Origin of the sequence: Bacillus yunxiaonensis, from assembly GCF_037104695.1 — a bacterium.
GTDB classification, from domain to species: Bacteria; Bacillota; Bacilli; order Bacillales; family Bacillaceae_G; genus Bacillus_A; species Bacillus_A yunxiaonensis.
The window spans coordinates 1-24,215 of record NZ_JBAWSV010000003.1; the positions used below are offsets into that span (position 1 = coordinate 1).

At 36.5% G+C, this 24,215-nt stretch carries 23 protein-coding genes and 1 rRNA gene; 16 read left to right on the forward strand and 8 right to left on the reverse strand.

Going from position 1 to position 24,215, the window contains the following annotated elements; translation table 11 throughout:
- The 7 genes from WAX78_RS09400 to dnaA form a co-directional block, all read right to left on the reverse strand.
- Positions 1 to 124 (reverse strand): 16S ribosomal RNA (locus tag WAX78_RS09400); the annotation flags it as partial.
- A 234-nt stretch (positions 125 to 358) separates the two neighbouring features.
- Entirely contained in the window at positions 359 to 2,833 is a 2,475-nt protein-coding gene (gyrA, locus tag WAX78_RS09405; RefSeq protein ID WP_336482027.1) for a DNA gyrase subunit A, read from the reverse strand.
- Positions 2,834 to 2,924: 91 nt separating this feature from the next.
- Entirely contained in the window at positions 2,925 to 4,847 is a 1,923-nt protein-coding gene (gyrB, locus tag WAX78_RS09410; protein WP_336482028.1) for a DNA topoisomerase (ATP-hydrolyzing) subunit B, read from the reverse strand.
- A 38-nt stretch (positions 4,848 to 4,885) separates the two neighbouring features.
- The gene (recF, locus tag WAX78_RS09415) at positions 4,886 to 6,013 is read right to left on the reverse strand and encodes a DNA replication/repair protein RecF (RefSeq protein ID WP_336482029.1); all 1,128 of its coding nucleotides are present in this window, start codon (positions 6,011 to 6,013) and stop codon (positions 4,886 to 4,888) included.
- 12 nt (positions 6,014 to 6,025) lie between these two features.
- Positions 6,026 to 6,238, reverse strand: a complete 213-nt coding sequence (gene yaaA / locus WAX78_RS09420) for a S4 domain-containing protein YaaA (RefSeq protein WP_336482030.1) — start codon at positions 6,236 to 6,238, stop codon at positions 6,026 to 6,028.
- A gap of 123 nt (positions 6,239 to 6,361) precedes the next feature.
- Positions 6,362 to 7,507: a DNA polymerase III subunit beta gene (dnaN, locus tag WAX78_RS09425; protein ID WP_336482031.1), complete on the reverse strand. Its 1,146-nt coding sequence runs from the start codon at positions 7,505 to 7,507 to the stop codon at positions 6,362 to 6,364.
- A gap of 181 nt (positions 7,508 to 7,688) precedes the next feature.
- On the reverse strand, positions 7,689 to 9,032 hold the full coding sequence (gene dnaA, locus WAX78_RS09430) for a chromosomal replication initiator protein DnaA (protein ID WP_336482032.1): 1,344 nt from the start codon (positions 9,030 to 9,032) through the stop codon (positions 7,689 to 7,691).
- Between the two features lie 562 nt (positions 9,033 to 9,594).
- Here dnaA and rpmH point away from each other — a divergent pair.
- The 10 genes from rpmH to WAX78_RS09480 all read left to right on the forward strand — a co-directional run bounded on the left by rpmH (position 9,595) and on the right by WAX78_RS09480 (position 19,094).
- Positions 9,595 to 9,729, forward strand: coding sequence for a 50S ribosomal protein L34 (rpmH, locus tag WAX78_RS09435; protein WP_000831901.1), 135 nt, complete (start codon positions 9,595 to 9,597; stop codon positions 9,727 to 9,729).
- A 76-nt stretch (positions 9,730 to 9,805) separates the two neighbouring features.
- Entirely contained in the window at positions 9,806 to 10,171 is a 366-nt protein-coding gene (rnpA, locus tag WAX78_RS09440; RefSeq protein WP_336482033.1) for a ribonuclease P protein component, read from the forward strand.
- Between the two features lie 39 nt (positions 10,172 to 10,210).
- Positions 10,211 to 10,978 carry a YidC family membrane integrase SpoIIIJ gene (spoIIIJ, locus tag WAX78_RS09445; RefSeq protein WP_336482034.1) on the forward strand — a complete coding sequence of 256 codons (768 nt, stop codon included), beginning with the start codon at positions 10,211 to 10,213 and terminating at the stop codon, positions 10,976 to 10,978.
- Positions 10,975 to 11,592, forward strand: coding sequence for an RNA-binding cell elongation regulator Jag/EloR (gene jag / locus WAX78_RS09450; protein WP_336482035.1), 618 nt, complete (start codon positions 10,975 to 10,977; stop codon positions 11,590 to 11,592). Before spoIIIJ ends, jag begins: the two co-directional genes overlap by 4 nt.
- Positions 11,593 to 12,114: 522 nt before the next feature.
- Positions 12,115 to 13,491 (forward strand): tRNA uridine-5-carboxymethylaminomethyl(34) synthesis GTPase MnmE, encoded by a 1,377-nt coding sequence (gene mnmE / locus WAX78_RS09455; protein WP_336482036.1) that lies wholly within the window; start codon positions 12,115 to 12,117, stop codon positions 13,489 to 13,491.
- A 19-nt stretch (positions 13,492 to 13,510) separates the two neighbouring features.
- The gene (gene mnmG, locus WAX78_RS09460; protein ID WP_336482037.1) at positions 13,511 to 15,400 is read left to right on the forward strand and encodes a tRNA uridine-5-carboxymethylaminomethyl(34) synthesis enzyme MnmG; all 1,890 of its coding nucleotides are present in this window, start codon (positions 13,511 to 13,513) and stop codon (positions 15,398 to 15,400) included.
- Positions 15,401 to 15,421: 21 nt separating this feature from the next.
- The gene (gene rsmG, locus WAX78_RS09465; protein WP_336482038.1) at positions 15,422 to 16,141 is read left to right on the forward strand and encodes a 16S rRNA (guanine(527)-N(7))-methyltransferase RsmG; all 720 of its coding nucleotides are present in this window, start codon (positions 15,422 to 15,424) and stop codon (positions 16,139 to 16,141) included.
- Between the two features lie 247 nt (positions 16,142 to 16,388).
- Positions 16,389 to 17,237, forward strand: a complete 849-nt coding sequence (gene noc / locus WAX78_RS09470) for a nucleoid occlusion protein (RefSeq protein WP_336482039.1) — start codon at positions 16,389 to 16,391, stop codon at positions 17,235 to 17,237.
- Positions 17,238 to 17,488: 251 nt separating this feature from the next.
- Positions 17,489 to 18,250 carry a sporulation initiation inhibitor protein Soj gene (soj, locus tag WAX78_RS09475; protein ID WP_253631050.1) on the forward strand — a complete coding sequence of 254 codons (762 nt, stop codon included), beginning with the start codon at positions 17,489 to 17,491 and terminating at the stop codon, positions 18,248 to 18,250.
- Positions 18,243 to 19,094, forward strand: a complete 852-nt coding sequence (locus WAX78_RS09480; protein ID WP_336482040.1) for a ParB/RepB/Spo0J family partition protein — start codon at positions 18,243 to 18,245, stop codon at positions 19,092 to 19,094. Before soj ends, WAX78_RS09480 begins: the two co-directional genes overlap by 8 nt.
- Before the next feature lie 17 nt (positions 19,095 to 19,111).
- On the opposite strand, the gene yyaC is transcribed toward WAX78_RS09480, so the two are convergent.
- Positions 19,112 to 19,708 (reverse strand): spore protease YyaC, encoded by a 597-nt coding sequence (yyaC, locus tag WAX78_RS09485; RefSeq protein ID WP_336482041.1) that lies wholly within the window; start codon positions 19,706 to 19,708, stop codon positions 19,112 to 19,114.
- Positions 19,709 to 20,142: 434 nt separating this feature from the next.
- Between yyaC and WAX78_RS09490 the strand changes: the two genes are divergently transcribed.
- The 6 genes from WAX78_RS09490 (at position 20,143) to rpsR (ending at position 23,991) form a co-directional block, all read left to right on the forward strand.
- Positions 20,143 to 21,012: a mechanosensitive ion channel family protein gene (locus WAX78_RS09490; RefSeq protein ID WP_336482042.1), complete on the forward strand. Its 870-nt coding sequence runs from the start codon at positions 20,143 to 20,145 to the stop codon at positions 21,010 to 21,012.
- Positions 21,013 to 21,032: 20 nt separating this feature from the next.
- The gene (locus WAX78_RS09495; RefSeq protein ID WP_336482043.1) at positions 21,033 to 21,230 is read left to right on the forward strand and encodes a DUF951 domain-containing protein; all 198 of its coding nucleotides are present in this window, start codon (positions 21,033 to 21,035) and stop codon (positions 21,228 to 21,230) included.
- A 208-nt stretch (positions 21,231 to 21,438) separates the two neighbouring features.
- Positions 21,439 to 22,539 carry a redox-regulated ATPase YchF gene (gene ychF / locus WAX78_RS09500; RefSeq protein WP_336482044.1) on the forward strand — a complete coding sequence of 367 codons (1,101 nt, stop codon included), beginning with the start codon at positions 21,439 to 21,441 and terminating at the stop codon, positions 22,537 to 22,539.
- Between the two features lie 342 nt (positions 22,540 to 22,881).
- On the forward strand, positions 22,882 to 23,169 hold the full coding sequence (gene rpsF / locus WAX78_RS09505; RefSeq protein WP_336482045.1) for a 30S ribosomal protein S6: 288 nt from the start codon (positions 22,882 to 22,884) through the stop codon (positions 23,167 to 23,169).
- 31 nt (positions 23,170 to 23,200) lie between these two features.
- Positions 23,201 to 23,710 (forward strand): single-stranded DNA-binding protein, encoded by a 510-nt coding sequence (ssb, locus tag WAX78_RS09510; protein ID WP_336482046.1) that lies wholly within the window; start codon positions 23,201 to 23,203, stop codon positions 23,708 to 23,710.
- Between the two features lie 44 nt (positions 23,711 to 23,754).
- On the forward strand, positions 23,755 to 23,991 hold the full coding sequence (gene rpsR / locus WAX78_RS09515; RefSeq protein ID WP_098310141.1) for a 30S ribosomal protein S18: 237 nt from the start codon (positions 23,755 to 23,757) through the stop codon (positions 23,989 to 23,991).
- The last annotated feature ends 224 nt before the right edge of the window (positions 23,992 to 24,215 follow it).

The following is a 24,215-nucleotide window of genomic DNA, read 5'->3' on the forward strand; positions in this document are numbered from 1 at the left end:
TACGTGTTACTCACCCGTCCGCCGCTAACTTCTTAAGAGCAAGCTCTTAATCGGTTCGCTCGACTTGCATGTATTAGGCACGCCGCCAGCGTTCATCCTGAGCCAGGATCAAACTCTCCAATAAAGTGTTTGTCTAGCATCATAAATAAAAATTGACGTTTCACGTTGTTTGTTTCGTTTAGTTTTCAAAGTTCAACATCGCGTTTCAGCGACTTTTATAATATAACATAACATTTCATGTTCGTCAACAACTTATTGTAACATTTTGTTTCAGTGAATTGCTGACTCTGCCTATTATATAGACTTCACTCCTCCTATGCAAGCACTTTTTATAAAAAAAAGAATAAGGGGAATCCCCTTATTCTTCTGAGCTTTCTTGATCTTCTTGTATGTCTTCTTCATCTTCTTTTTGTGTCTTTGCTACCGTTGCTACTTCTTGCTCGTCTTCTAAACGAATTAAACGAACACCTTGCGTATTACGTCCCATTTGAGAGATTTGATCAACCGGCATACGAATTAAAACGCCTGCTGCTGTAATCAGCATAATATCTTCTTCACCATTTACAGACTTAACAGCAATTAACTTACCATTCTTATCTGTAATATTACATGTTTTAAGACCTTTACCCCCACGGCTTTGGAGGCGATATTCTTCAACTGGCGTCCGCTTACCATAACCGTTCTTCGTTACAATTAAGACATCCATTTCTTCTTCAACGATTTCCATGCCAACTACTTGATCTTCCTCACCTAACGTAATAGCCTTCACACCTGCTGCATTACGTCCCATCGAGCGAACATCTTGTTCATGGAAGCGAATTAACATACCATTACTTGTTCCCACAATCATATCTTTTTCGCCTGTTGTTAATCGAACAGAAATCACTTCATCATCCTCACGAAGTGATATTGCAATTAAACCATTATTACGTATGTTAGCAAACGATGAAAGTGGTGTTCTTTTTGCAATACCCTGTTTCGTCGTAAAGAATAAGTAATGGTCATCACTAAATTCTCGGATTGGGATAATCGCATTTACCCATTCATCTTTATCTACTTCTAATAAATTGATAATTGGTATACCCTTAGCTGTACGGCTATACTCTGGGATTTCATATCCCTTCGTCCGGTATACTTTCCCTTTATTTGTGAAGAATAGAATATGATCATGTGTAGATGTTGTTAACAAATGTTCTAAAAAATCATCATTGTTCGTCCCCATACCTTGAACTCCACGTCCGCCACGATTTTGCGTTTTGTACGTAGAAGCTGGTAATCGTTTCACATACCCGTTATGAGTAAGTGTGATTACAATGTTTTGCTCTGGAATTAAATCTTCATCCTCGATTGCTTCCATACCGCCAATTGTAATTTCTGATCTTCGTGTATCATTAAAGCGATCTTTAACTTCTGTTAATTCTTCACGAATAATTTCAAGAACTTTCTCTTCATCTGCGAGAATTGCTTTCAACTCCGCAATCAATGCAAGTAGTTCTTGATATTCTTGCTCGATTTTTTCACGCTCTAATCCTGTTAAACGTTGCAAACGCATATCTAAAATTGCTTGCGCTTGCTTTTCACTTAAACCAAAACGTTCCATTAATCCTTGCTTTGCAATGTCTGCTGTCTTCGAATTACGAATCAGAGTAATTACTTCATCAAGATGATCTAACGCGATGCGTAAACCTTCTAAAATATGAGCACGAGCTTCTGCTTTCTCTAATTCATATGCAGTACGTCTACGGATAACGACCTTCTGATGCTCCAGGTAATAATATAGACATTCTTTTAAATTTAATACTTTTGGTTCTCCATTTACGAGCGATAGCATATTAATACCAAAGCTTGTCTGAAGTGCTGTATGTTTATATAAGTTATTCAATAACACATTTGCATTTACATCTCGTCGTAATTCCATGACGATACGCATACCATTTCGATCTGATTCATCACGTAAATCTGTAATACCATCAATCTTTTTGTCTCGAACAAGCTCCGCAATCTTTTCAATCAATCTTGCTTTATTCACTTGATATGGTAGTTCAGTTACAATAATAGATTGTTTCCCGTTTGCCTTCTCTTCGATCTCTACTCTTGCACGAAGAATTACTGTACCACGCCCTGTTTCATACGCTCTTCGAATTCCACTTCGTCCAAGAATTTGACCAGCTGTTGGGAAATCTGGGCCAGGAATATACTCCATTAATTCTGCGATTGTAATCTCTGGATTGTGACTTAACGCCAATACCCCATCAATTACTTCACCAAGTTGATGCGGAGGAATATTCGTTGCCATACCAACGGCAATACCAGTTGCACCATTTACTAATAAATTAGGAAAGCGCGCAGGTAATACAATCGGTTCTCTTTCCGAACCATCATAGTTATCTTGATAATCAATTGTATTTTTGGTGATATCACGCAATAGTTCCATAGAAATTTTGGACATTTTTGCCTCTGTATAACGCATCGCAGCCGCCGAATCACCATCGACAGAACCGAAGTTACCATGTCCATTTACTAGCATATAACGTTGACTAAAGTCTTGGGCCATTCGCACCATTGTTTCATATACCGCTGAATCACCGTGTGGATGATACTTACCAATTACTTCACCAACAATACGCGCAGACTTCTTATACGCTTTATCAGCAGTAATTCCTAAATCGTTCATCGCATATAAAATTCTGCGGTGAACAGGTTTTAATCCATCACGAACATCTGGCAGTGCACGAGATACGATAACGCTCATCGCATAATCTAAAAACGAGGTACGCATTTCCTGGCTAATATTAATTTCTCGAATTCGGCCTTGTTGTTGGTTGTCTGACATCAACCAGCACCTCCTCATTACATTTCCGATCGATATACCATGTTCATTTATACGTAGAAGACAGGAATACTCTGATTCCTGTCATCAATTATTAAATATCAAGGTTTTGTACATATTTTGCATTTTCTTGGATAAAGTTACGACGTGGTTCAACTTTATCTCCCATTAAAATTTCAAATGTTTCATCTGCTTCGATTGCATCTTGAAGCGAAACTTGAAGAAGCGAACGTACTTCTGGGTCCATTGTTGTTTCCCATAGCTGCGCTGGATTCATTTCTCCAAGACCTTTATAGCGTTGAATACCTGGTTTTGGTTGTTTCGGAATCTCCACTAATATATTTTCAAGTTCTTTATCGTTGTAAGCATACTCCACTCTCTTACCTTGTTGCACTTTATATAATGGCGGCTGTGCAATATATATATAACCGTGCTCAATAATTTGACGCATATAACGGTAGAAGAATGTTAATAATAGGGTACGAATATGAGCGCCGTCGACATCAGCATCCGTCATAATAATAACTTTGTGATAACGCGCCTTTTCAATATCGAAATCTCCGCCAATACCAGTGCCAAGCGCAGTAATAATTGTTCGCACCTCATCGTTTGATAAAATTTTATCTAAACGTGCTTTTTCTACATTAATAATTTTTCCTTTAAGCGGTAAAATCGCTTGGAAGTGACGATCACGCCCTTGTTTCGCTGAACCACCCGCGGAATCACCCTCTACGATATAAATTTCACTAATAGAAGGATCTTTAGAAGAACAATCTGCAAGTTTTCCTGGCAAGCTTGATACTTCTAGCGCACTTTTTCTGCGTGTTAATTCACGAGCCTTTTTCGCCGCTACACGTGCACGCGCTGCCATCGTTCCCTTATCTACAATTTTTCGAGCGACATTTGGGTTTTCAAGTAAAAACTTTTCAAGTGCTTCAGAGAAAACTGATTCTGTAATTGTTCTCGCTTCGCTATTTCCGAGTTTTGTTTTCGTTTGCCCTTCAAATTGCGGATTTGGATGTTTAATGGATACAATAGCCGTTAAACCTTCGCGAACATCTTCACCCGTTAAATTACTATCAGCATCTTTTAAAATATTATTTTTTCGACCATAATCATTAATCACACGTGTTAATGCTGTTTTAAATCCAACTTCATGCGTACCACCTTCATACGTATGAATGTTATTTGTAAATGAATAAATGTTAGTTGTATATCCTTCGTTATATTGAAGAGCAACTTCAACTTGAATTCCGTCTTTCGAACCTTCTACATATACTGGTTCCTCATGTATTGGTTCTTTAGAGCGATTTAAATGCTCAACATAAGACTTAATTCCGCCTTCATAATGGAATTCTTTCTTTTGTTTATGTTCACGTTTATCTTCAATTGTTAGTTTAATATTACGATTTAAAAACGCTAGTTCTCGTAAACGAGTTGCTAACGTATCAAATTCATATTCCGTAGTTTCAGTAAAAATTTCTGCATCTGGTTTGAAACGCGTTACTGTTCCTGTATGATCTGTATCCCCAATCACCTTTAAGTCTGCAACTGGAATACCACGTTCATACTTTTGATAATGAATTTGCCCGTCACGATGAACAAATACCTCTAACTCGGTTGATAATGCATTCACGACAGAAGCACCTACACCATGTAAACCACCAGAAACTTTATAACCGCCGCCGCCAAATTTACCACCCGCATGAAGAACTGTCATAATAACTTCTACGGCGGGGCGACCCATTTTCTCGTGCATCCCAACCGGAATACCACGGCCATTATCTGTTACTGTAATACTATTATCTTCTTCAATAGCTAGATTAATCTCATCACAATATCCTGCTAATGCCTCGTCAATACTGTTATCAACAATTTCCCATACAAGATGATGAAGACCTTTTCCGCTCGTTGAACCAATATACATCCCTGGACGTTTTCGAACTGCTTCTAGTCCTTCTAACACCTGTATTTGACTTTCGTCATATGCATTTTCTTCAATTTGTTTTTGTTCCATTGACACAAAGATCACCTACTTTTCCATTTAGACAGAAGCTATTTATCTTCTTCTCCACAATCCACTGTGCCGTTCGTTACATGAATTGTTTTTGCTTGTTTTAATGTATCATGCTCAATTCCATCAACACTTGTCGTTGTCACAAACGTTTGCACCTTTCCTTGAATTGTATTAAGCAGATGTGATTGCCTGTAATCATCTAGTTCTGATAACACATCATCTAATAAAAGGATTGGATATTCGTTAACTTCTGAATAAATTAATTCGATTTCAGCTAACTTTAGGGAAAGTGCGGTCGTTCGTTGTTGCCCTTGCGAACCAAAGACTTGAACATTTTTACCATTAACGAAGAATTGTAAATCGTCACGATGAGGCCCAATTAAGGTTGTACCACGGAAGAGTTCACGTTGTTTCACAGATTGGAAACTTTCATAGTATACTTCTTTTATTTTCGACAAATCCATGGATTCTGATACATCTATACTTGGTTTATAGACTATTTCTAGCTCCTCAAGTCCTCTGCTAATCCCCCGATGAATTGGAGCGGCCCATTCTTGCAATAAACGTAAAAATTCAAAGCGTTTTTTTAACACTTTTACACCATGTTCAACGAGTTGAACCGTAAACACATCTAGCATAGCTTCATCATTTTTACTGTTCCCTTGCATTTTTTTGAGCAAATGATTACGCTGCGTAAGAACTTTTTGGTATTGACTTAATTCATACAAATATACAGGAGCTATTTGTCCAAGCTCCATATCTAAAAAACGTCTTCGTACTTGAGGACTTCCCTTGACAAGGTTTAAATCTTCAGGAGCAAACATAACAACATTCATTACGCCAATATATTGACTCAATTTTTGTTGCTCAAGTTGATTTAACTTTGCTTTTTTTCCTTTTTTGGAAACGTTTAGTTCTAAGGACAAAGAGTTATTTCGTTTTTGCAGTCTCCCTTTTATTCTACCACAATCTTCATCCCATCTGATAAGTTCACGATCATTAGAAGTTCGATGAGATTTAGCCATCGCTAATACATAAATCGCTTCCATCAAATTTGTTTTTCCTTGCGCATTTTCACCAATAATTACGTTTACTTTATCTTCGAAGGAAAGATCTAACTGCTCATAATTGCGATAGTTTTGTAAATGTAACTCTGTAATATACAAAGGGATCCCCCTTTATCCTTGAACTTGAAATATTCCGATCCCCGGAATTTCAACAATATCATTTGTATATAATTTTCGGCCTCGTCTATTTTCAGGCTCTTTATTCACATACACTTCATACTCTTGTAAAAACCATTTTACTGCTCCGCCTGTATCAATCACGTCAGCCAGTTTTAAAAATTGTCCTAATGTAATATATTCTGTCGAAATTTGAATATGTTTCATACAAATCGCTCACTTTCTAAAAGTGTTCATTCTTTCATTGTACTAAATAAACAAGCATTAGGAAAGTAATAGGGGAAAATCAAAAGGGTTACCAGTTCATCTACACTAGTAACCCTTATCTTTTTAGTACGTACGTACCGGTAAAATTAATTGAGTAATGGAATCATCGTTCACAGTACGAATTAAAAATGGTCTCATTGCACCAGTGAAACTAATTTTAATCTCTGTACTATCTAATGCTTTTAATGCATCCATCATATATTTTGCACTAAAGGAGATTTTTAACTCTTCACCTTCAATTTTCTCGCATTGAACTTCTTCTACTACTTTCCCGATTTCTGGAGAGTTCGATGAAATTTCTAACATTTGATCTTCTAAAGTTGATAATTTCACAACATTATTACGTCCATCTCTTGCTAATAAAGAAGCTCGATCAATTGCTTGTAAAAACTCTTTTGTATTTACAAAAATATCCGTTTTACTATCTGGTGGGATTAGTCTTGTTGTATCAGGATAGTTACCCTCTAACAGCCTAGAGAAGAATAATAAATGTTTCGTTCGGAATAACACTTGATACTCCGTTATAACAATATCTACCATTTCTTCTGATTCATCAAGAATTTTACTTAACTCATTTAAACTTTTTCCTGGAATAACAACATTTGCTTGAAATTCATTAGAAATAGTTTGTCCTGCAATTTTCGCTTTGCGCAGCGCCAAACGATGACTATCTGTTGCAATACAAACCAATTCGCTGTTATATACCTTCCAGTTTACACCTGTCAAGATTGGGCGTGTTTCTGATGTAGATACAGCAAAAACAGTTTGACGAATCATATGTTTTAACAGATCTGTTGGAATTTGAAATACATGATGTTCTTCAATCTGTGGTAACAATGGATACTCAGCTGAGTCTAAACCATTTAAGTTAAACTCAGATTTTCCAGATTTTATTTTTGTCATAAAATGACTTTCAACAGAAATTTCAACCGTATCTTTCGGTAATTTTTTTACAATTTCACTAAAATATTTTGCTTGTAAAACAATACTTCCTGATTGTAGGACTTCTACAATTTCTTTTCCATCCTCTTCAATTGGAATAAAGGATTCGATGGATATATTCGCATCACTACCTGTTAATGTAACACCTTCTTCATTTGCTACGATTTTAATCCCTGTAAGAATCGGAATTGTTGTACGAGAGGAAACAGCTTTCATTACATCTTGTACACTTCTGACAAGGTAATCTTTTTGAATTGAAAAATGCATAACGAAAACCTCCGGCAAGTATAGAATTGGTTTTATTTAATAATAATAAAAAATTAGTAGTAATAGTAATAGGTCTTGTGGATATGTGGATAACTCGTTTGGAATACGGAAAAACAGTCTATCTACATGTGGATAGACTGTGTGTAAAATAAGGAAAGTTATTCACGTTATTCACATCATATTACTTTAAAATATCGTGAATCTCTTCAAGCTGCCTCTGTAATTGTGCATCCGTTTTTAACAGTTTGGAAATTTTTTCGTGTGCATGAATGACTGTAGTATGATCACGACCTCCAAACTCCTCACCGATTTTTGGTAAAGAGGAATCTGTTAGTTCACGAGACAGATACATTGCAATTTGACGAGGAAAAGCGACCGATTTTGTACGCTTTTTCGCTTTAAAGTCTTCTAATTTCACTTGATAAACATCCCCTACAGCTTTTTGGATGTCATAAATTGAAATAATTTTCGGTTTGGAATTTGGAATAATATGCTTTAGTGCTTCAGCAGCTAAATCCGCATTAATATCCTTATTAATTAAAGACGAATACGCTACAACACGAATTAGAGCACCTTCTAATTCACGGATGTTAGAGTCAATTTGATTTGCGATATAGAGCATAACTTCATTTGGAATATCCAGACCTTCAGCTTTTGCTTTCTTGCGTAAAATCGCAATTCTTGTTTCTAAATCTGGAGGAGTAATATCTGTAATAAGTCCCCATTCAAAGCGTGAACGTAAGCGATCTTCTAATGTAGGAATTTCTTTTGGTGGACGATCACTTGAAATTACAATTTGTTTACTTTCTTCGTGCAACGCGTTAAATGTATGGAAGAACTCTTCTTGTGTCTGTTCTTTTCCAGCAAGAAATTGAATATCATCTATAAGTAGAACATCGACATTCCGGTATTTATTCCGAAAATCAACGGCCTTATTATCACGGATAGAATTAATAAATTCATTTGTAAATTTTTCAGATGACAGATAAACAACCTTTGCGTTTGGATTATGCTCGATGACATAATGCCCAATTGCATGCATTAAATGCGTTTTTCCGAGTCCAACTCCTCCATAAATAAATAAAGGATTATATGCTTTAGCCGGCGCCTCTGCTACAGCTAACGAAGCTGCATGGGCAAAGCGATTACCAGAACCGATTACAAAGGTGTCAAATATATATTTTGGATTGAGCATGCTTTGCGGGAAATGATTAGGCTCATCATGCATTGCTTTATCCTTTTTAACAGGAGGATAGTCGAATTCCTCTTCTGTTTGACTTTGTGGAATGATAAAGCGAATCTCGAGTTCTGCTCCCATTAAATGAATGATTGTTTCCGAAATAAGATCTGAATAGTGGGATTCTAGCCAATCACGCGCAAATTCATTTGGAGCTGTAATAGTTAGAACGTCCTTTTTTAAAGAATAAGCTTTTGTAGATTTAAGCCATGTTTCGTAGCTAGGCTTACTCACCTTTTTTTCTAGTTCTTTTAAGGTGCTATTCCATAAATCCGAAATGTTTTCCAAAGTTGTCCCTCCTTTACAAAAGATGATAAGTAAACAACGTGTTTAACGTTTGTACAACATAACAAAACAACACTGTATATTTATACGTAACACTTTTTAAAAGTGAAAAAGCGGTTTAAATACGAGATAGAGTTTTCGACAAAAAAACGCATTGTGGAAAACTCTTTATGCACATGTGATTATACATGTCCACAAGTTATTCACAAATTGTGGATAAATAATAATTGTGGAAAACTTGTCCAAGGTGAAAACACAACTATAATATCAAAAAAAGATAGCAATAGCAATGTATTTCAAAAAGTTATCCACAAAATCAATACCTTGTGGAATAAACTTGTCCACAATACGATATACTGTGTAAAAACGAAAAATGAATTGTGGATATAAAAAAGTGGCAAAAAAAATTATCCACAACCGATAGAATGTATTGTGAACAACGCTGTGAATAGGTAGAAAATGAATATTTTATTAAAATTTTGAGAAGCATTGACATTCTCCTACCAAATTAACTATAATTTATAGGACTGTCTTTAACAGTTATTCCTCAGGGAGGTGTCATATAATGAAAAGAACTTATCAACCAAATAAACGTAAGCGCAGCAAAGTACATGGTTTCCGTAGCCGTATGAGCACAGCGAACGGACGTAAAGTTCTAGCAGCTCGTCGTCGTAAAGGTAGAAAAGTATTATCTGCGTAGGCCACTGATCGTTCAGTGGTCTTTTTTCTAGTAATTATGAATTTTCCGCTGCGAAATACAGGAGTGTTCAATTGATATGAAGAAAAAGAATCGTGTAAAGAAGAATGAGGAATTTCAAGATGTTTTTCAAAATGGAACATCAAATGCTAATCGTCAATTTGTTGTATACCAATTAGAGAAGCCTGATCAACCATATTTTCGAATTGGTCTTTCCGTTAGTAAAAAGTTAGGGAACGCGGTCATGCGTAATCGAATTAAACGAATGATTCGTCAAGCTTTTACGGAGTTAAAAGATGAGATAGATTCTGGAAAAGATTTTGTTATAATAGCAAGGAAGCCTTGTTCAGACATGGACTATGAACAATTAAAGAAAAGCTTAATTCACGCTCTGCACCGCTCGGGAGTAAAACTGGCAAAAAGTAGCGAAATAAGAGGAAAATGAATTACACTATATACATACCTAAACAAGGAGGAGCAGGCTGTGAAAAAAAAGATAAGTTTACTGGTCATGCTTATTGCTGTAATGGCAATTTCTGCTGGCTGTAATCAAACAAATCAGCCGATTACACCGCAAAGTACGGGAATTTGGAATGAATATTTTGTATACCCACTTTCTCAGTTAATCACGTATTTTGCAAAATTATTTGGCAATAACTATGGTTTATCGATTGTTGTCACAACTCTTATTATTCGTTTTGCATTATTACCATTAATGATTAAGCAAACGAAGAGTACGAAAGCAATGCAAGCATTACAACCTGAAATGGCAAAGCTAAAAGAGAAATACAGTTCTAAAGATCAAGCGACTCAGCAAAAATTACAAAAAGAAATGATGCAATTGTATCAAACACATGGTGTAAATCCGTTGGCTGGGTGTCTACCAATTTTTATTCAAATGCCAATTTTATTTGCATTTTACCATGCAATTATGAGAACAGCAGAAATTAAACAACATACTTTTTTATGGTTTGATTTAGGTCATGCTGATCCATATTATATTCTTCCAATTATTGCAGCGATTACGACGTTTATTCAACAAAAGCTTGCAATGGCTGGTACTGCTGGACAAAATCCGCAAATGGCAATGATGATTTGGCTTATGCCTATCATGATTTTAGTTTTCGCAATTAATTTCCCAGCTGCACTATCTCTTTATTGGGTAGTAGGTAACATCTTCGGTATTTTACAAACATATTTGATCAAAGGGCCGGATATTAAGGCTAGTAAGGCAGGAGGATCAAGTAAGTGAGTATGATTACTGCTAAAGGACAAACAGTCGAACAGGCAGTGCAATCCGCATTAGAACAATTACAAGTATCAAAAGATAAAGTGGAGATACACATTATTGATGAAGGTAAAAAAGCTTTTCTCGGTTTCATTGGAGGGCGTCCTGCTATTGTAGAGGTCTTTGTAAAAAAAGATCCTGTAGAAGAAGCGGAACTTTACTTAAAAAGTATCATAAAAGAAATGGATGTTGATGTAACTGTTGGAAGAGAGGTAAAAGGACGTGATATTCATTTTACACTTTCTGGTAGTGGGGTCGGTGTATTAATTGGAAAAAGAGGGCACATACTGAATTCTTTACAATATGTAACAAAGCTTGTTGCGAATCGTAGCACGAAACAATATATTGGTGTAACAATTGACGCTGAAAATTATCGTGATAAACGAAAAGATACGTTAGAGTCACTTGCACTTAGATTAGCAAAGCAAGCTAGTAATACGAAAAAAAGAATCGTGTTAGAACCAATGCCTTCTTTTGAAAGAAAAGTTATACATCAAGCACTTGCGAATCATCCATATGTGACCACAACATCTGAAGGGGCAGAACCACATCGACATGTTGTCGTATCTCCGAAATAAAGTGAAACTTCCAGCTTGAGGGATGTATCCTAAACGGTTGGCTAGTTGAATGAATTAGGCTCTTATGGGCAACCTATCTGCTTTGAATCCCTTAGAAGATTGAAGCGGGAGTGTTACTGTCCTTTAGAGCGGGATAAACCGGTAACTCGTTTGAGTGCCGGTTTTTTACTGGATAAAGTGAAACTTCCATCAGTGGGGGTTTTTTTCATTCCCCACTGATGGAAAGCTCTCACCAATCGGGCGCATGCCAGCAGTTATTCTCCAACTATCTTCCTCGCTTCTCTCGGGGGTCTTACTGCCCGTTAATGAGGAGGAAAATATGAATACAGGAAATTTTACCTGTGGATAAATAAAACGCACTAAACTTATCCACTGTGTATAAGTTTAGTGCGTTTTATGAGAGGACATAATAAAATAAGTTATTATTCTTTTTTACACAGTTTCGTTATGGTATCCTAATAATTTAGTGAAAGAAAAAATCGTATTGAAATAGAGAGAAATAAGCAAGTGAGGTGAAAGAACATGGAATTTGATACAATTGCTGCAATTTCCACAGCTCTTGGGGAAGGTGCAATTGCCATTGTTCGAGTAAGTGGAGATGATGCGGTAGAGAAGGTAAATCGCATTTTTAAAGGGAAAGATTTAACGACAGTGCCATCTCATACAATTCAGTATGGGCATATTGTGGATTTAGATACAAATAAAGTTATTGAAGAAGTTATGGTTTCAATTATGCGGGCACCAAAGACATTTACGCGTGAAGATATCGTTGAGGTAAATTGTCATGGTGGCCTTGTTTCTGTAAATAAAGTATTACAACTTATTTTATCGCAAGGTGTTCGTTTGGCGGAGCCAGGGGAGTTTACAAAGCGTGCTTTTTTAAATGGACGTATTGACTTATCGCAAGCAGAAGCGGTTATGGATTTAATTCGTGCGAAAACAGATCGTGCAATGAATGTTGCGATTAACCAAATGGAAGGTCGTTTATCAAAATTAATTGGTCGTCTGCGTCAAGAAATTTTGGAAACATTAGCTCATGTAGAAGTGAATATTGACTACCCAGAATACGATGATGTAGAAGAAATGACGCACGGGGTTTTAATTGAGAAGGCGGAATACGTTCGATCAGAAATTGGGAAGTTACTGCAAACTTCAAAGCAAGGAAAGATTTTGCGTGAAGGAATTGCAACGGCTATTATTGGAAGACCGAATGTCGGAAAGTCATCTTTATTAAATAGTCTTGTACAAGAAAAGAAAGCGATTGTAACGGATATAGCAGGAACGACTCGAGATGTTATTGAAGAATACGTGAACGTGCGCGGTGTACCGCTTAAATTGATTGATACAGCTGGAATTCGTGAAACAGAGGATATTGTAGAACAAATAGGTGTAGAGCGTTCAAAAGAGATGATGAATAAAGCTGATTTAGTTCTTCTTGTTGTAAATTATAGCGAAGTGTTAACAAACGAAGATGAAGAATTATTCCGAGCAGTGCAAGGAAAAGACTTTATTGTCATTGTAAATAAAACAGATTTGCCGCAGCAAATTGATATGGAGCGCGTTGCACAATTAGCCGGTTCAGCTCGTGTTATTACAACAACTTTAATCGAAGAAAAAGGCGTAGATGAGCTAGAGCAGGCAATTGCAGAGCTCTTCTTTGAGGGAGCAATTGAAGCGGCAGATATGACATATGTATCGAATGCGCGTCACATTGGTTTATTAACACAAGCAGAAAAGACGATTGGCGATGCAATCGAGGCTATTCATAGCGGCGTACCAATTGATATGGTGCAAATTGATTTAACAAGAACGTGGGAAATACTTGGTGAAATTACGGGAGACACTGTACACGAAAGTTTAATTGATCAGTTATTCTCTCAATTTTGTTTAGGAAAGTAATCGTAAGGAGGAATGGAAAATGGGATACAACGCTGGTTCTTATGATGTTATTGTAATCGGTGCAGGTCATGCGGGGTGTGAGGCTGGTTTAGCGGCAGCTCGTATGGGAGCAAAAACATTAATGTTAACAATTAACTTAGATATGGTTGCGTTTATGCCGTGTAACCCTTCGGTTGGTGGACCTGCAAAGGGAATTGTTGTTCGTGAAATAGATGCGCTCGGCGGTGAGATGGGAAGAAACATTGATAAAACGCATATTCAAATGCGTATGTTAAACACAGGAAAAGGTCCAGCGGTACGTGCGCTTCGTGCTCAAGCAGATAAATTTGCGTATCAACATGAATTGAAAAAAACAATTGAAGAAACACCAAATTTAACATTGCGTCAAGCTATGGTTGAACGCTTAATTGTAGAAGACGGCGTATGTAAAGGTCTTGTTACACAAACAGGAGCGGAATACACAGCGAAAACAGTTGTTATTACAACAGGTACGTTTTTACGTGGTGAAATTATCGTTGGAGATTTAAAATATTCAAGTGGGCCAAATAACCAACAACCATCAGTGAGATTATCGGAGCATCTAGAAGAACTTGGATTTGAACTTGTGCGTTTTAAAACGGGTACGCCTCCGCGTGTAAATAGTAGTACAATTGATTATAGCAAAACAGAAATTCAACCAGGTGACGATACACCACGTGCATTTTCTTTCGAAACAACGAAGTTCATCATGGATCAAATTCCGTGTTGGTTAACATATACAAGTGAGGAAACACACCGTTTAATCGATGGAAATTTACATCGTTCTGCTATGTATTCTGGCATGATTAAAGGAACAGGTCCGAGATATTGTCCTTCAATTGAAGATAAGGTTGTCCGTTTCCACGATAAACCACGTCATCAAATCTTCTTAGAGCCAGAAGGAAGAAATACACAAGAAGTATACGTACAAGGTCTATCGACAAGTCTGCCGGAAGATGTACAACGTGAGATGTTAAAGACCATTCCTGGCTTAGAAAACGTAGAAATGATGCGTACGGGATATGCAATTGAGTATGATGCAATTGTACCAACGCAGCTGTGGCCAACGCTTGAAACAAAGAAAATAGAAAATTTATATACAGCAGGACAAATTAATGGAACATCTGGTTATGAAGAAGCGGCAGGTCAAGGTTTAATGGCGGGTATTAATGCAGCTTGTCGTTCATTAGGTAAAAAAGAAGTGATTCTAAATCGTTCAGATGCGTATATTGGCGTTTTAATCGATGATTTAGTAACAAAAGGTACAAATGAGCCATATCGCCTATTAACATCTCGTGCAGAATATCGCTTATTATTACGTCATGACAATGCAGACCTTCGTTTAACAGAAATTGGACATGAAATTGGTTTAATTCCAGAAGAGCGTTATGAACGTTTTACAGTAAAAAAAGAGCAAATTGAAAAAGAAAAAGAACGTTTATCAAGTATTATTATTAAGCCGCGTCCTGAAGTACAAGAGTTAATTCGTGGAGCTGGCGGAAGTGAACTAAAGGATGGTATACGTGCGAGTGATTTATTACGCCGTCCAGAAATGACATATGAGCATATTCATCTTCTTGCTCCAAGTGAAGAAAAGGTTAACGATGAAGTGGCAGAGCAAGTTGAGATTCAGCTTAAATATGAAGGATATATTGAAAAATCTTTACAACAAGTAGATCGTATGAAGCGTATGGAAAGCAAAAAAATTCCGGTTGATATTGATTACGATGCAATTTCTGGAATAGCTTCTGAAGCACGTCAAAAATTAAAGGATGTTCGTCCGCTATCTATGGGCCAAGCATCTCGTATTTCCGGGGTAAATCCAGCTGATATTTCCATTTTACTTGTGTATATAGAACAAGGAAAAATTGCACGAGTATCGAACAAATAAATAGTTAGGAGATATAGCGAGATGAATATAGGACAATTTCAATCTATGCTAGTAGAAAGAGGCATTACTCTTTCTACTAGGCAGTTAGAGCAATTTGAAATCTATTTTGAGACGTTAGTTGAGTGGAATGAAAAAATGAACTTAACAGCAATTACAGAGAAGGAAGAAGTATATTTAAAGCACTTTTTTGATTCTATTACAGCTGCTTTCTATCATGATTTTTCAAAGCCATTTTCTGTTTGTGATGTTGGTGCAGGAGCGGGATTTCCTAGTATTCCTTTAAAAATCTGTTTTCCAAATTTAAAAGTTACAATTGTCGATTCCTTGCAAAAACGTATTACGTTTTTAAATCATTTAGCAACAAAATTAGAATTAACTGACGTAGCGTTTTGTCATGATCGTGCTGAAACATTTGGAAAAAAAGAAGGTGTACGTGAATCTTTTGATATTGTAATGGCACGCGCTGTTGCTCGTCTCTCTGTCTTAAGTGAATTGTGTTTACCGCTTGTGAAAGTAGGGGGAACATTTATTGCAATGAAAGGTTCCGCCGCAAATGAAGAAATTGAGAATGGCAAGTATGCTCTGCAAGTACTTGGTGGCGAATTGAAAGGAATTGCTACGTTCCAATTACCATTTGAGGAAAGTGAACGTAACATCTTATCGATTGAGAAAAAGAGAAAAACACCAAATAAATATCCGCGTAAGCCAGGGACACCGAATAAATTACCTATTGAAAAATAAATCTTATTAGACGTAAGATTAAGTTATATAAAGTGAAACTTCTATCAGTAAGTTTGTTTATCATCACTGATGGTTAGTTGAACGATTCGGGCTTTTTACAGGCAGTTATCCACCACCTTCTTTTTGGATCCTCATAATATTGAGGCGGGGGCTTACTGCCCGTTAGAGCGGAATAAAGACGTAAATGTTTCACATGAAACATTTTTGTATAGAGTATTCAATAGGATTCAAAGGTGGTGGAATATGTATGAGAAACACGTTTTCTCGTTTATTTGGCTTTGGAGAGAAAGAGGCTGAATTAGCACTACAAGAAGAAAGCCATGAAGAGATAAAGCAAATTTCGTTATCAAAAATTGTTCCAAATCGCTATCAGCCACGTACAATTTTTGATGATGCCCGTATTGAAGAGCTCGCTCTTACAATTCATACACATGGATTAATTCAACCGATTGTTGTTCGCCAGTATGAAGAAGAGAAATATGAGATTATTGCTGGTGAAAGACGGTTTCGGGCTGCAACAAAATTAGGATGGGAAACTGTTCCAGCTATTGTTAAAAATTTGAATGATACTGAGACCGCTTCTGTTGCCCTAATTGAAAATTTGCAACGAGAAGAACTTACGGCAATCGAAGAGGCTGTTGCTTATCAAAAGCTAATTGAATTACATAATTTAACGCAAGAAGCACTAGCGCAGCGACTAGGTAAGGGGCAATCTACAATTGCAAACAAACTAAGATTATTAAAGTTGCCAGAAGATGTTAAACAAGCGTTATTAGAGAAGAGTATTACAGAACGTCATGCTCGTGCCCTTATTCCGCTTAAAAATGAAGAGCTTCAATTAAAAGTTTTACAAGAAATTATTGAAAAACAATTTAATGTGAAGCAAACAGAAGATCGAATTGCTAACTTGTTAGAAGAAACGAAGCCGAAACGAAAAGCAAAGCAGAAAGCAGTAAGTCGCGATATGCGTATTGCAATGAATACAATTCGTCAATCTTTACAAATGGTTGCGAATAGTGGCTTGAATGTGAATTCGGAAGAAGAAGAATTTGATGAATACTATCAAATTACAATTAAAATTCCAAAAAAGAAGTAAGAAAGATAGAAATATAGAAAAAAGACCTCAACGTTGGAAGAGGTCTTTTTGTTTTATCACGTATTAATGTAAGACCTCTCTGATGGAAGTTGCACTTTATAAGTACTATATTTTCTTTTAAAATTAAGAAGGAGTTTGTAAATAAATTTTGAAGTTTAATATACAGAAACAAAAGAAACAGGATTGTTTCATGTTAAAATAAAAACAATCATTTGTAGAATAAGACAGAAAGGTTGAAAGTAGGTGACATCATGGGGAAAATCATTGCCATTGCTAATCAAAAAGGTGGTGTTGGAAAAACAACAACATCGGTAAATTTAGGAGCTGGATTGGCACAAGTAGGAAAAAAAGTACTTCTTGTTGATATTGATGCACAAGGGAATGCAACGACAGGAGTCGGAATTGAAAAATCAGATTTAAATGAATGTATTTATAATGTGCTTGTAGAAGATACGGATGTTCGTGGGGTTATACAGAGAACAGCAACTGAAAATCTAGATGTGCTTCCCGCTACTATTCAGCTAGCAGGAGCTGAAATAGAACTTGTACCGACAATTTCCCGGGAAGTTCGCCTGCAGCGTGCGCTGCAGCCAATTCGTGATGAGTATGATTATATTATTATTGATTGTCCCCCATCTTTAGGTTTATTAACTATTAACGCATTAACTGCTGCAGATTCTGTTATTATTCCTGTTCAATGTGAGTATTACGCTTTAGAGGGGTTAAGTCAATTGTTGAATACAGTTCGCCTTGTACAAAAGCATTTAAATAAAAATTTAGCAATTCAAGGTGTTTTACTAACAATGTTGGATGCTCGTACAAACTTAGGGTTACAAGTAATTGATGAAGTGAAGAAATATTTCCGAGATAAAGTATATAGTTCGATTATTCCGCGTAATGTACGTTTAAGTGAAGCGCCGAGTCATGGTAAACCAATTATGATGTATGATGCTAAGTCGAGGGGGGCGGAAGTGTATTTAGATTTAGCGAAGGAAGTGATTGCAGGTGGCTAAAGGACTAGGAAGAGGAATTAATGCGTTTTTTCCAGATTTGGATGTGAAAGAGGAAGAAACAATTCAAGAATTGCAAGTAAACGAATTACGTCCTAACCCATATCAGCCGCGTAAATATTTTCACAAGGAAGCAATTCAAGAGTTAGCATCATCCATTAAAGAACATGGAATTTTACAACCGCTTATTGTTCGAAAAAGTATTAAAGGATATGAAATTGTTGCAGGTGAACGAAGATTTCGTGCCGCTAAAGAAGCAAATCTCGAAACAGTTCCTGTTGTTGTTCGAGATTTAAACGAGCAACAAATGATGGAACTTGCGCTACTAGAGAATTTGCAACGTGAAGATTTAACGCCTATTGAGGAGGCGTTAGCGTATCAAATGCTCATGGAACAACTTAAGGTAACGCAAGAACAGTTAGCAAAGCGGCTTGGAAAAAGTAGGCCGCATATTGCAAACCACATTCGTTTACTATCCCTCCCACCTTTTGTACAAGAGATGATTTCAAATGGAACGATTTCTATGGGGCACGGACGAACGTTGCTTGCTTTAAAAGATAAAACACAAATCAATAGTTTATTACAACGAATTGAAAAAGAAGGATTAAATGTCCGTCAGTTAGAACAAATTATTCAGCAGATGAATGAATATGTTTCACGTGAAACAAAGAAACAAAAACCAGCAAGAAATATCTTTTTCGAGGAGCAAGAAACGGTGTTACGAGAGCGATTTGGAACTGCTGTGAAAATTAAAGAAACGAAGCAAGAAAAAGGAAAAATTGAAATTCAATTTTTCGATAAAGGTGATTTACAACGTATTTTAGAACTTTTAGCAGGAGAACAATAAAAATAAACCATCTTTATTTATAGATGGTTTATTTTTTTCATTACAGCAAGTTTTTTATCTGTTTCAATAATACTTTCCGCAATGCTGGTAGCCATGTTCATAACAAGGTTTAATCTTGTGTTTTGCAGTACAAAGAATTCCATAAATCCATTTAAATTTACAATGCCGTGGATATGCATATCACCAATTGCAGGGAGTTTTTTATTCATAGCGGCTCCAGGTTTACTAGGTCCTTTTCCAATTGTAATGGAACCAATATTTTGAGATTTTCCTAGACATGCATCAATTGCGATAATAAAGGGATTCATAAATGTTTTGTGTATTTCTGTAATCGTTTCTTCTAAGTTTAAAGCATGGACTGGTGATTCTAATGTTCCGTATAAATGAAAATTTTGAATGTTATAATCTTGTAGTTTTGAACCAACAAGGGGACCTAATGCATCGCCTGTTGATCGGTCTGTCCCAATACAAAGTATAATAAGTGGAGGATTTGTTTCAATTGGGAGATGAGAGAGCAGAAAACTGCTAATTGTTTGATTGCAATTTGCATCATGATACATAACTTGCTCCGAATCTTTTTCAAAAAAAGGTAACCGAAAACTTCCGATATTCACGAAGCATCCATCCTTTAATAGAATTTATCGAATTCATATGAATTTGATGTTCCTAAAAACGATTGCATGTTATACATTCTTTTGAATGTATGAATTATATTGCGTTTATTGTTAGGGGAACTTCATTATGATGTTATGTAGAGATTGAGAAATATTTTTAATTTTCCCTATTGGTGAGATCGCACTCTGTTGTAAAAAGATGAAGTATGAGTAGAAAGAAATATACACTTTTGTATCTAGAGACTTATAAAATATGAATGCTAGTGAAGTATGTCGTGTAGCCTAAATAATACTAGTACTAGTATATAAAAAAAGCTGTTATTTTATACCTTATAGAGTGTGAAAAAAAAGCGCATGAAAGAACTTTTTTCGTAAAATATAGGAGAAATTCTGTTACAATAAATAATGAATATGAAGTAGAAAGGTAGGTCGCGATGAAAGGACTTCACGACTTATATACAAAATTGTTAGATGCAGGATTATGGGAAAATATTGGTCTGGGTTTACTACAAATTGCACTTATTTTGCTTGTTTCAAGCATAGTTATTCGAATTGGCAGGGCAATTATCAGTAATGCTTTCAAAATAAAGACAAAATCACCAATTCAAATTTCTGAAAGAAGAACGATGACGTTAGCAAAGTTATTAGAAAATATTTTTACGTATGTTATCTTTTTCGTTGTAATAATCGCTATTTTAGGGGTATTTGGAATTGATACAAAAGGATTATTAGCTGGTGCAGGAGTTGTTGGTTTAGCGGTTGGTTTTGGTGCACAGAACTTAGTTAAAGATGTTATCACTGGATTCTTTATTTTATTAGAGGATCAATTTTCAGTAGGGGACTATGTACGATTAGGCCAATTCGAAGGAGTTATTCAAGAGATTGGATTACGTACAACGAAAATGAAGAAATGGACAGGTGAGATTCATATTATTCCAAATGGAAATATTAAGGAAGTAACGAATTTCTCTGTTACTAATAGTGTTGCCTTTGTTGATGTCTCTATTTCATATGAAAGTGATATTGAACATGCAGAAAAAGTTCTTGAAAAGTTATTGGATGAATTACCAACAAGGTATGAGCAAATGGTTGCTCGTCCGCAATTATTAGGTGTACAGAGTTTAGCAGCATCAGAAGTTGTTTTGAGGGTTACAGCTGAAGTAGAACCAATGCAACATTTTGTGGTAGCGAGAGCGCTTCGTAAAGAAATTAAAAATCGCCTTGATTTACATGGTATTGAAATTCCATATCCACGTATGGTTCTATATAACCGTGAAGAGCTGATGAGTGAAAAGGCAAATTAGTAGTGAGGGGAGTTTGGATAGTGGAGCAAAAGCAATATAACTTGCACGATGTAGTAGAAATGAAAAAAGCCCATCCATGCGGTGAAAATCGTTGGAAGATTATTCGCATGGGAATGGATATTCGTATTAAGTGCGAGGGGTGTGACCATTCGGTACTGATTCCTCGGAGAGAATTTGATCGTAAGGTGAAGAAAATACTTATAAAGCATGAAGAATAGATGAAAAAATAAACAGTGGCTGATGCAGCTGTTTATTTTTTTTCGCTAGTACTATTTGAAAAAACTCGATTGATTTAACTAATAATCAGTACGGGATAAAGTGCCTTCTCTACTTGATACAGTTTCATTTTATGAAACTGTATGAAGCTTGTCATTTTATTCGTTACTATCTATAATGATGGAAGATTGAGACATAGGAGTGAAGAATATGGGATTAACGGCTGGTATCGTTGGATTACCGAACGTAGGTAAGTCAACATTATTTAATGCAATTACACAAGCGGGTGCGGAATCTGCAAACTATCCATTCTGTACAATAGATCCAAACGTTGGAATTGTAGAAGTTCCAGACCATCGTTTAAATAAATTAACAGAACTTGTTGAACCAAAGAAAACAGTGCCAACTGTATTTGAATTTACGGATATTGCAGGTATTGTAAAAGGCGCGAGTAAAGGTGAAGGATTAGGAAATAAATTCTTATCCCATATTCGTCAGGTAGATGCAATTTGCCAAGTAGTTCGTTGTTTTGAAGATGAAAATATTACACACGTAGCGGGTAAGGTAGATCCGATTTCAGATATTGAAACAATCAACTTAGAGCTTATTTTAGCGGATTTAGAATCTGTTGATAAACGCATTGATCGCGTGGCAAAATTAGCGAAGCAAAAAGATAAAGATGCTGCATTCGAACACGAAATTTTAGTTCGTTTAAAAGAAGCATTTGAAGAAGGAAAACCAGCTCGTACAGTTGAATTTACAGAAGAGCAAATGAAAGTAGTAAAAGGTCTTCACCTATTAACAGTAAAAGAAATGTTATATGTAGCAAACGTTGGTGAAGATGATGTAATGGATCCATCTGGAAACGAATATGTACAAATTGTAAAAGAATTTGCTGCAAAAGAAAACTCTCAAGTAATTGTTGTTTGCGCAAAAATTGAATCAGAAATTGCTGAGTTAGATGAAGAAGAAAAGAGAGTCTTCCTTGAAGAACTAGGCATTGCAGAATCTGGTCTAGATCAATTAATTCGTGCAGCGTATGATTTATTAGGGTTGGCTACTTATTTCACAGCGGGTGTACAAGAAGTACGTGCTTGGACATTTAAAACAGGAATGAAAGCACCGCAATGTGCTGGAATCATTCATACAGATTTTGAACGTGGATTTATTCGTGCAGAAACAGTATCTTATGATGACTTAATGGAAAATGGTTCTATGACAGCTGCCAAAGAAGCTGGAAAAGTACGATTAGAAGGAAAAGAATACGTTATGAAAGACGGAGATGTTGTGCACTTCCGCTTTAATGTATAATTTTTTTATTTCCTAGGAAAAAAATAAAGTGAAACTTCCATTAGTGGAGGGCTTCATCCCCAACTGATGGAAAGCTCTCACCAATCGGGCTCTTACGGGCAGTTATCCCCCACCTAGCTTCTTCGCTTTCTCTGAATCTTGAGGTGGGGATTCTACTGCCCACGAGTAGCGGGATAAAGTATTTAACTTGGCAAATTCATTAGGTTTGCCAAGTTTTTTATATTTCCGTGAGTTGCTTCCTCTAACTTACTATGATATAATCTAAACTCGTGAGTAATTACTATAAATTAATTGCTCCTTGCCCAGTATGGGCCGTTTAGACCAAAAGGAGGTGAAAGTGTAATGAAAAAGTACGAAATCATGTACATCATTCGTCCAAACATGGAAGAAGAAGCTCAAAAAGCTTTAGTTGAACGTTTTGCAGGCGTTTTAACTGAAAATGGTGCAGAAATCATTAACACAAAAGATTGGGGTAAGCGTCGTTTAGCTTACGAAATCAACGACTTACGTGACGGTTTCTACATGATCTTAAACGTAAATTCTAATCCAGAAGCGATTAATGAATTCGATCGTTTAGCTAAGATCAGCGAAGATATCATTCGTCACATCGTTGTTAAAAACGAAGAATAATCATTAAAGATATATAGGGAGAGTGGTTCGATTGATGAATCGTGTTATACTCGTTGGTCGTTTAACTAAGGACCCTGACTTACGTTACACGCCAAACGGTGTTGCAGTAGCTACTTTCACGTTAGCTGTGAATCGCGCATTTACGAATCAGCAAGGTGAGCGTGAAGCTGACTTTATTAACTGTGTAATATGGCGTAAACAAGCAGAGAACGTGGCAAATTTTTTGAAAAAAGGTAGCTTAGCAGGCGTAGATGGACGTCTTCAAACTCGTAATTACGATGGACAAGATGGTAAGCGTGTATATGTAACAGAAGTTCTAGCGGAGAACGTACAATTTTTAGAACCGCGTAATAGCGGTGGTGAGCAACGCGGTTCATTCAATCAGCAACCATCGGGAGCAGGATTCGGAAATCAAGGCTCTCAAAACCCATTTGGTCAATCTGGTAACAATGGCAATAATGCTGGCTTTACTAGAAATGACGATCCATTTGCAAATGTAGGTCAACCAATCGATATTTCGGATGATGACTTACCATTTTAATGGTATAGAACGAATATTTTAAAACAGAATGGAGGGAAATGAACATGGCAGGTGGACGCAAAGGTGGACGTGCGAAACGTCGTAAAGTATGTTTCTTTACATCTAACGGTATCACTAATATCGATTACAAAGATGTAGATTTATTAAAACGCTTTGTATCTGAGCGCGGTAAAATTTTACCACGTCGTGTAACAGGTACTAGCGCAAAATACCAACGCAAATTAACGGTTGCAATCAAACGTGCTCGTCAAATGGCACTTTTACCATATGTTGGTGAATAATAACGCATGAAATGCACAGTAGAGTGTCACTCTACTGTGCATTTTGCTATTCTTTTCTTTTTTATCCCGTGCTAATGGGCAGTAAGACCCACACTTCAAGATCCAAAGAGAAACGAGGAGTGGGGGATAATTGTTGGCATGTGCCCGATTGGGCGGGCTTTCCATCAGTAGGGGATGAAAAAACGCTGATGGAAGTTTCACTTTATAAGAAAGAAGGTGTGGAT

Coding starts and splice junctions, on each gene's coding strand:
- gyrA (WP_336482027.1), bottom strand. CDS start 2,833: ATGTCAGACAACCAACAACAAGGCCGAATTCGAGAAATTAATATTAGC.
- gyrB (WP_336482028.1), bottom strand. CDS start 4,847: ATGGAACAAAAACAAATTGAAGAAAATGCATATGACGAAAGTCAAATA.
- yaaA (WP_336482030.1), bottom strand. CDS start 6,238: ATGAAACATATTCAAATTTCGACAGAATATATTACATTAGGACAATTT.
- dnaN (WP_336482031.1), bottom strand. CDS start 7,507: ATGCATTTTTCAATTCAAAAAGATTACCTTGTCAGAAGTGTACAAGAT.
- rpmH (WP_000831901.1), top strand. CDS start 9,595: ATGAAAAGAACTTATCAACCAAATAAACGTAAGCGCAGCAAAGTACAT.
- rnpA (WP_336482033.1), top strand. CDS start 9,806: ATGAAGAAAAAGAATCGTGTAAAGAAGAATGAGGAATTTCAAGATGTT.
- mnmE (WP_336482036.1), top strand. CDS start 12,115: ATGGAATTTGATACAATTGCTGCAATTTCCACAGCTCTTGGGGAAGGT.
- mnmG (WP_336482037.1), top strand. CDS start 13,511: ATGGGATACAACGCTGGTTCTTATGATGTTATTGTAATCGGTGCAGGT.
- rsmG (WP_336482038.1), top strand. CDS start 15,422: ATGAATATAGGACAATTTCAATCTATGCTAGTAGAAAGAGGCATTACT.
- noc (WP_336482039.1), top strand. CDS start 16,389: ATGAGAAACACGTTTTCTCGTTTATTTGGCTTTGGAGAGAAAGAGGCT.
- soj (WP_253631050.1), top strand. CDS start 17,489: ATGGGGAAAATCATTGCCATTGCTAATCAAAAAGGTGGTGTTGGAAAA.
- WAX78_RS09490 (WP_336482042.1), top strand. CDS start 20,143: ATGAAAGGACTTCACGACTTATATACAAAATTGTTAGATGCAGGATTA.
- ychF (WP_336482044.1), top strand. CDS start 21,439: ATGGGATTAACGGCTGGTATCGTTGGATTACCGAACGTAGGTAAGTCA.
- rpsF (WP_336482045.1), top strand. CDS start 22,882: ATGAAAAAGTACGAAATCATGTACATCATTCGTCCAAACATGGAAGAA.
- rpsR (WP_098310141.1), top strand. CDS start 23,755: ATGGCAGGTGGACGCAAAGGTGGACGTGCGAAACGTCGTAAAGTATGT.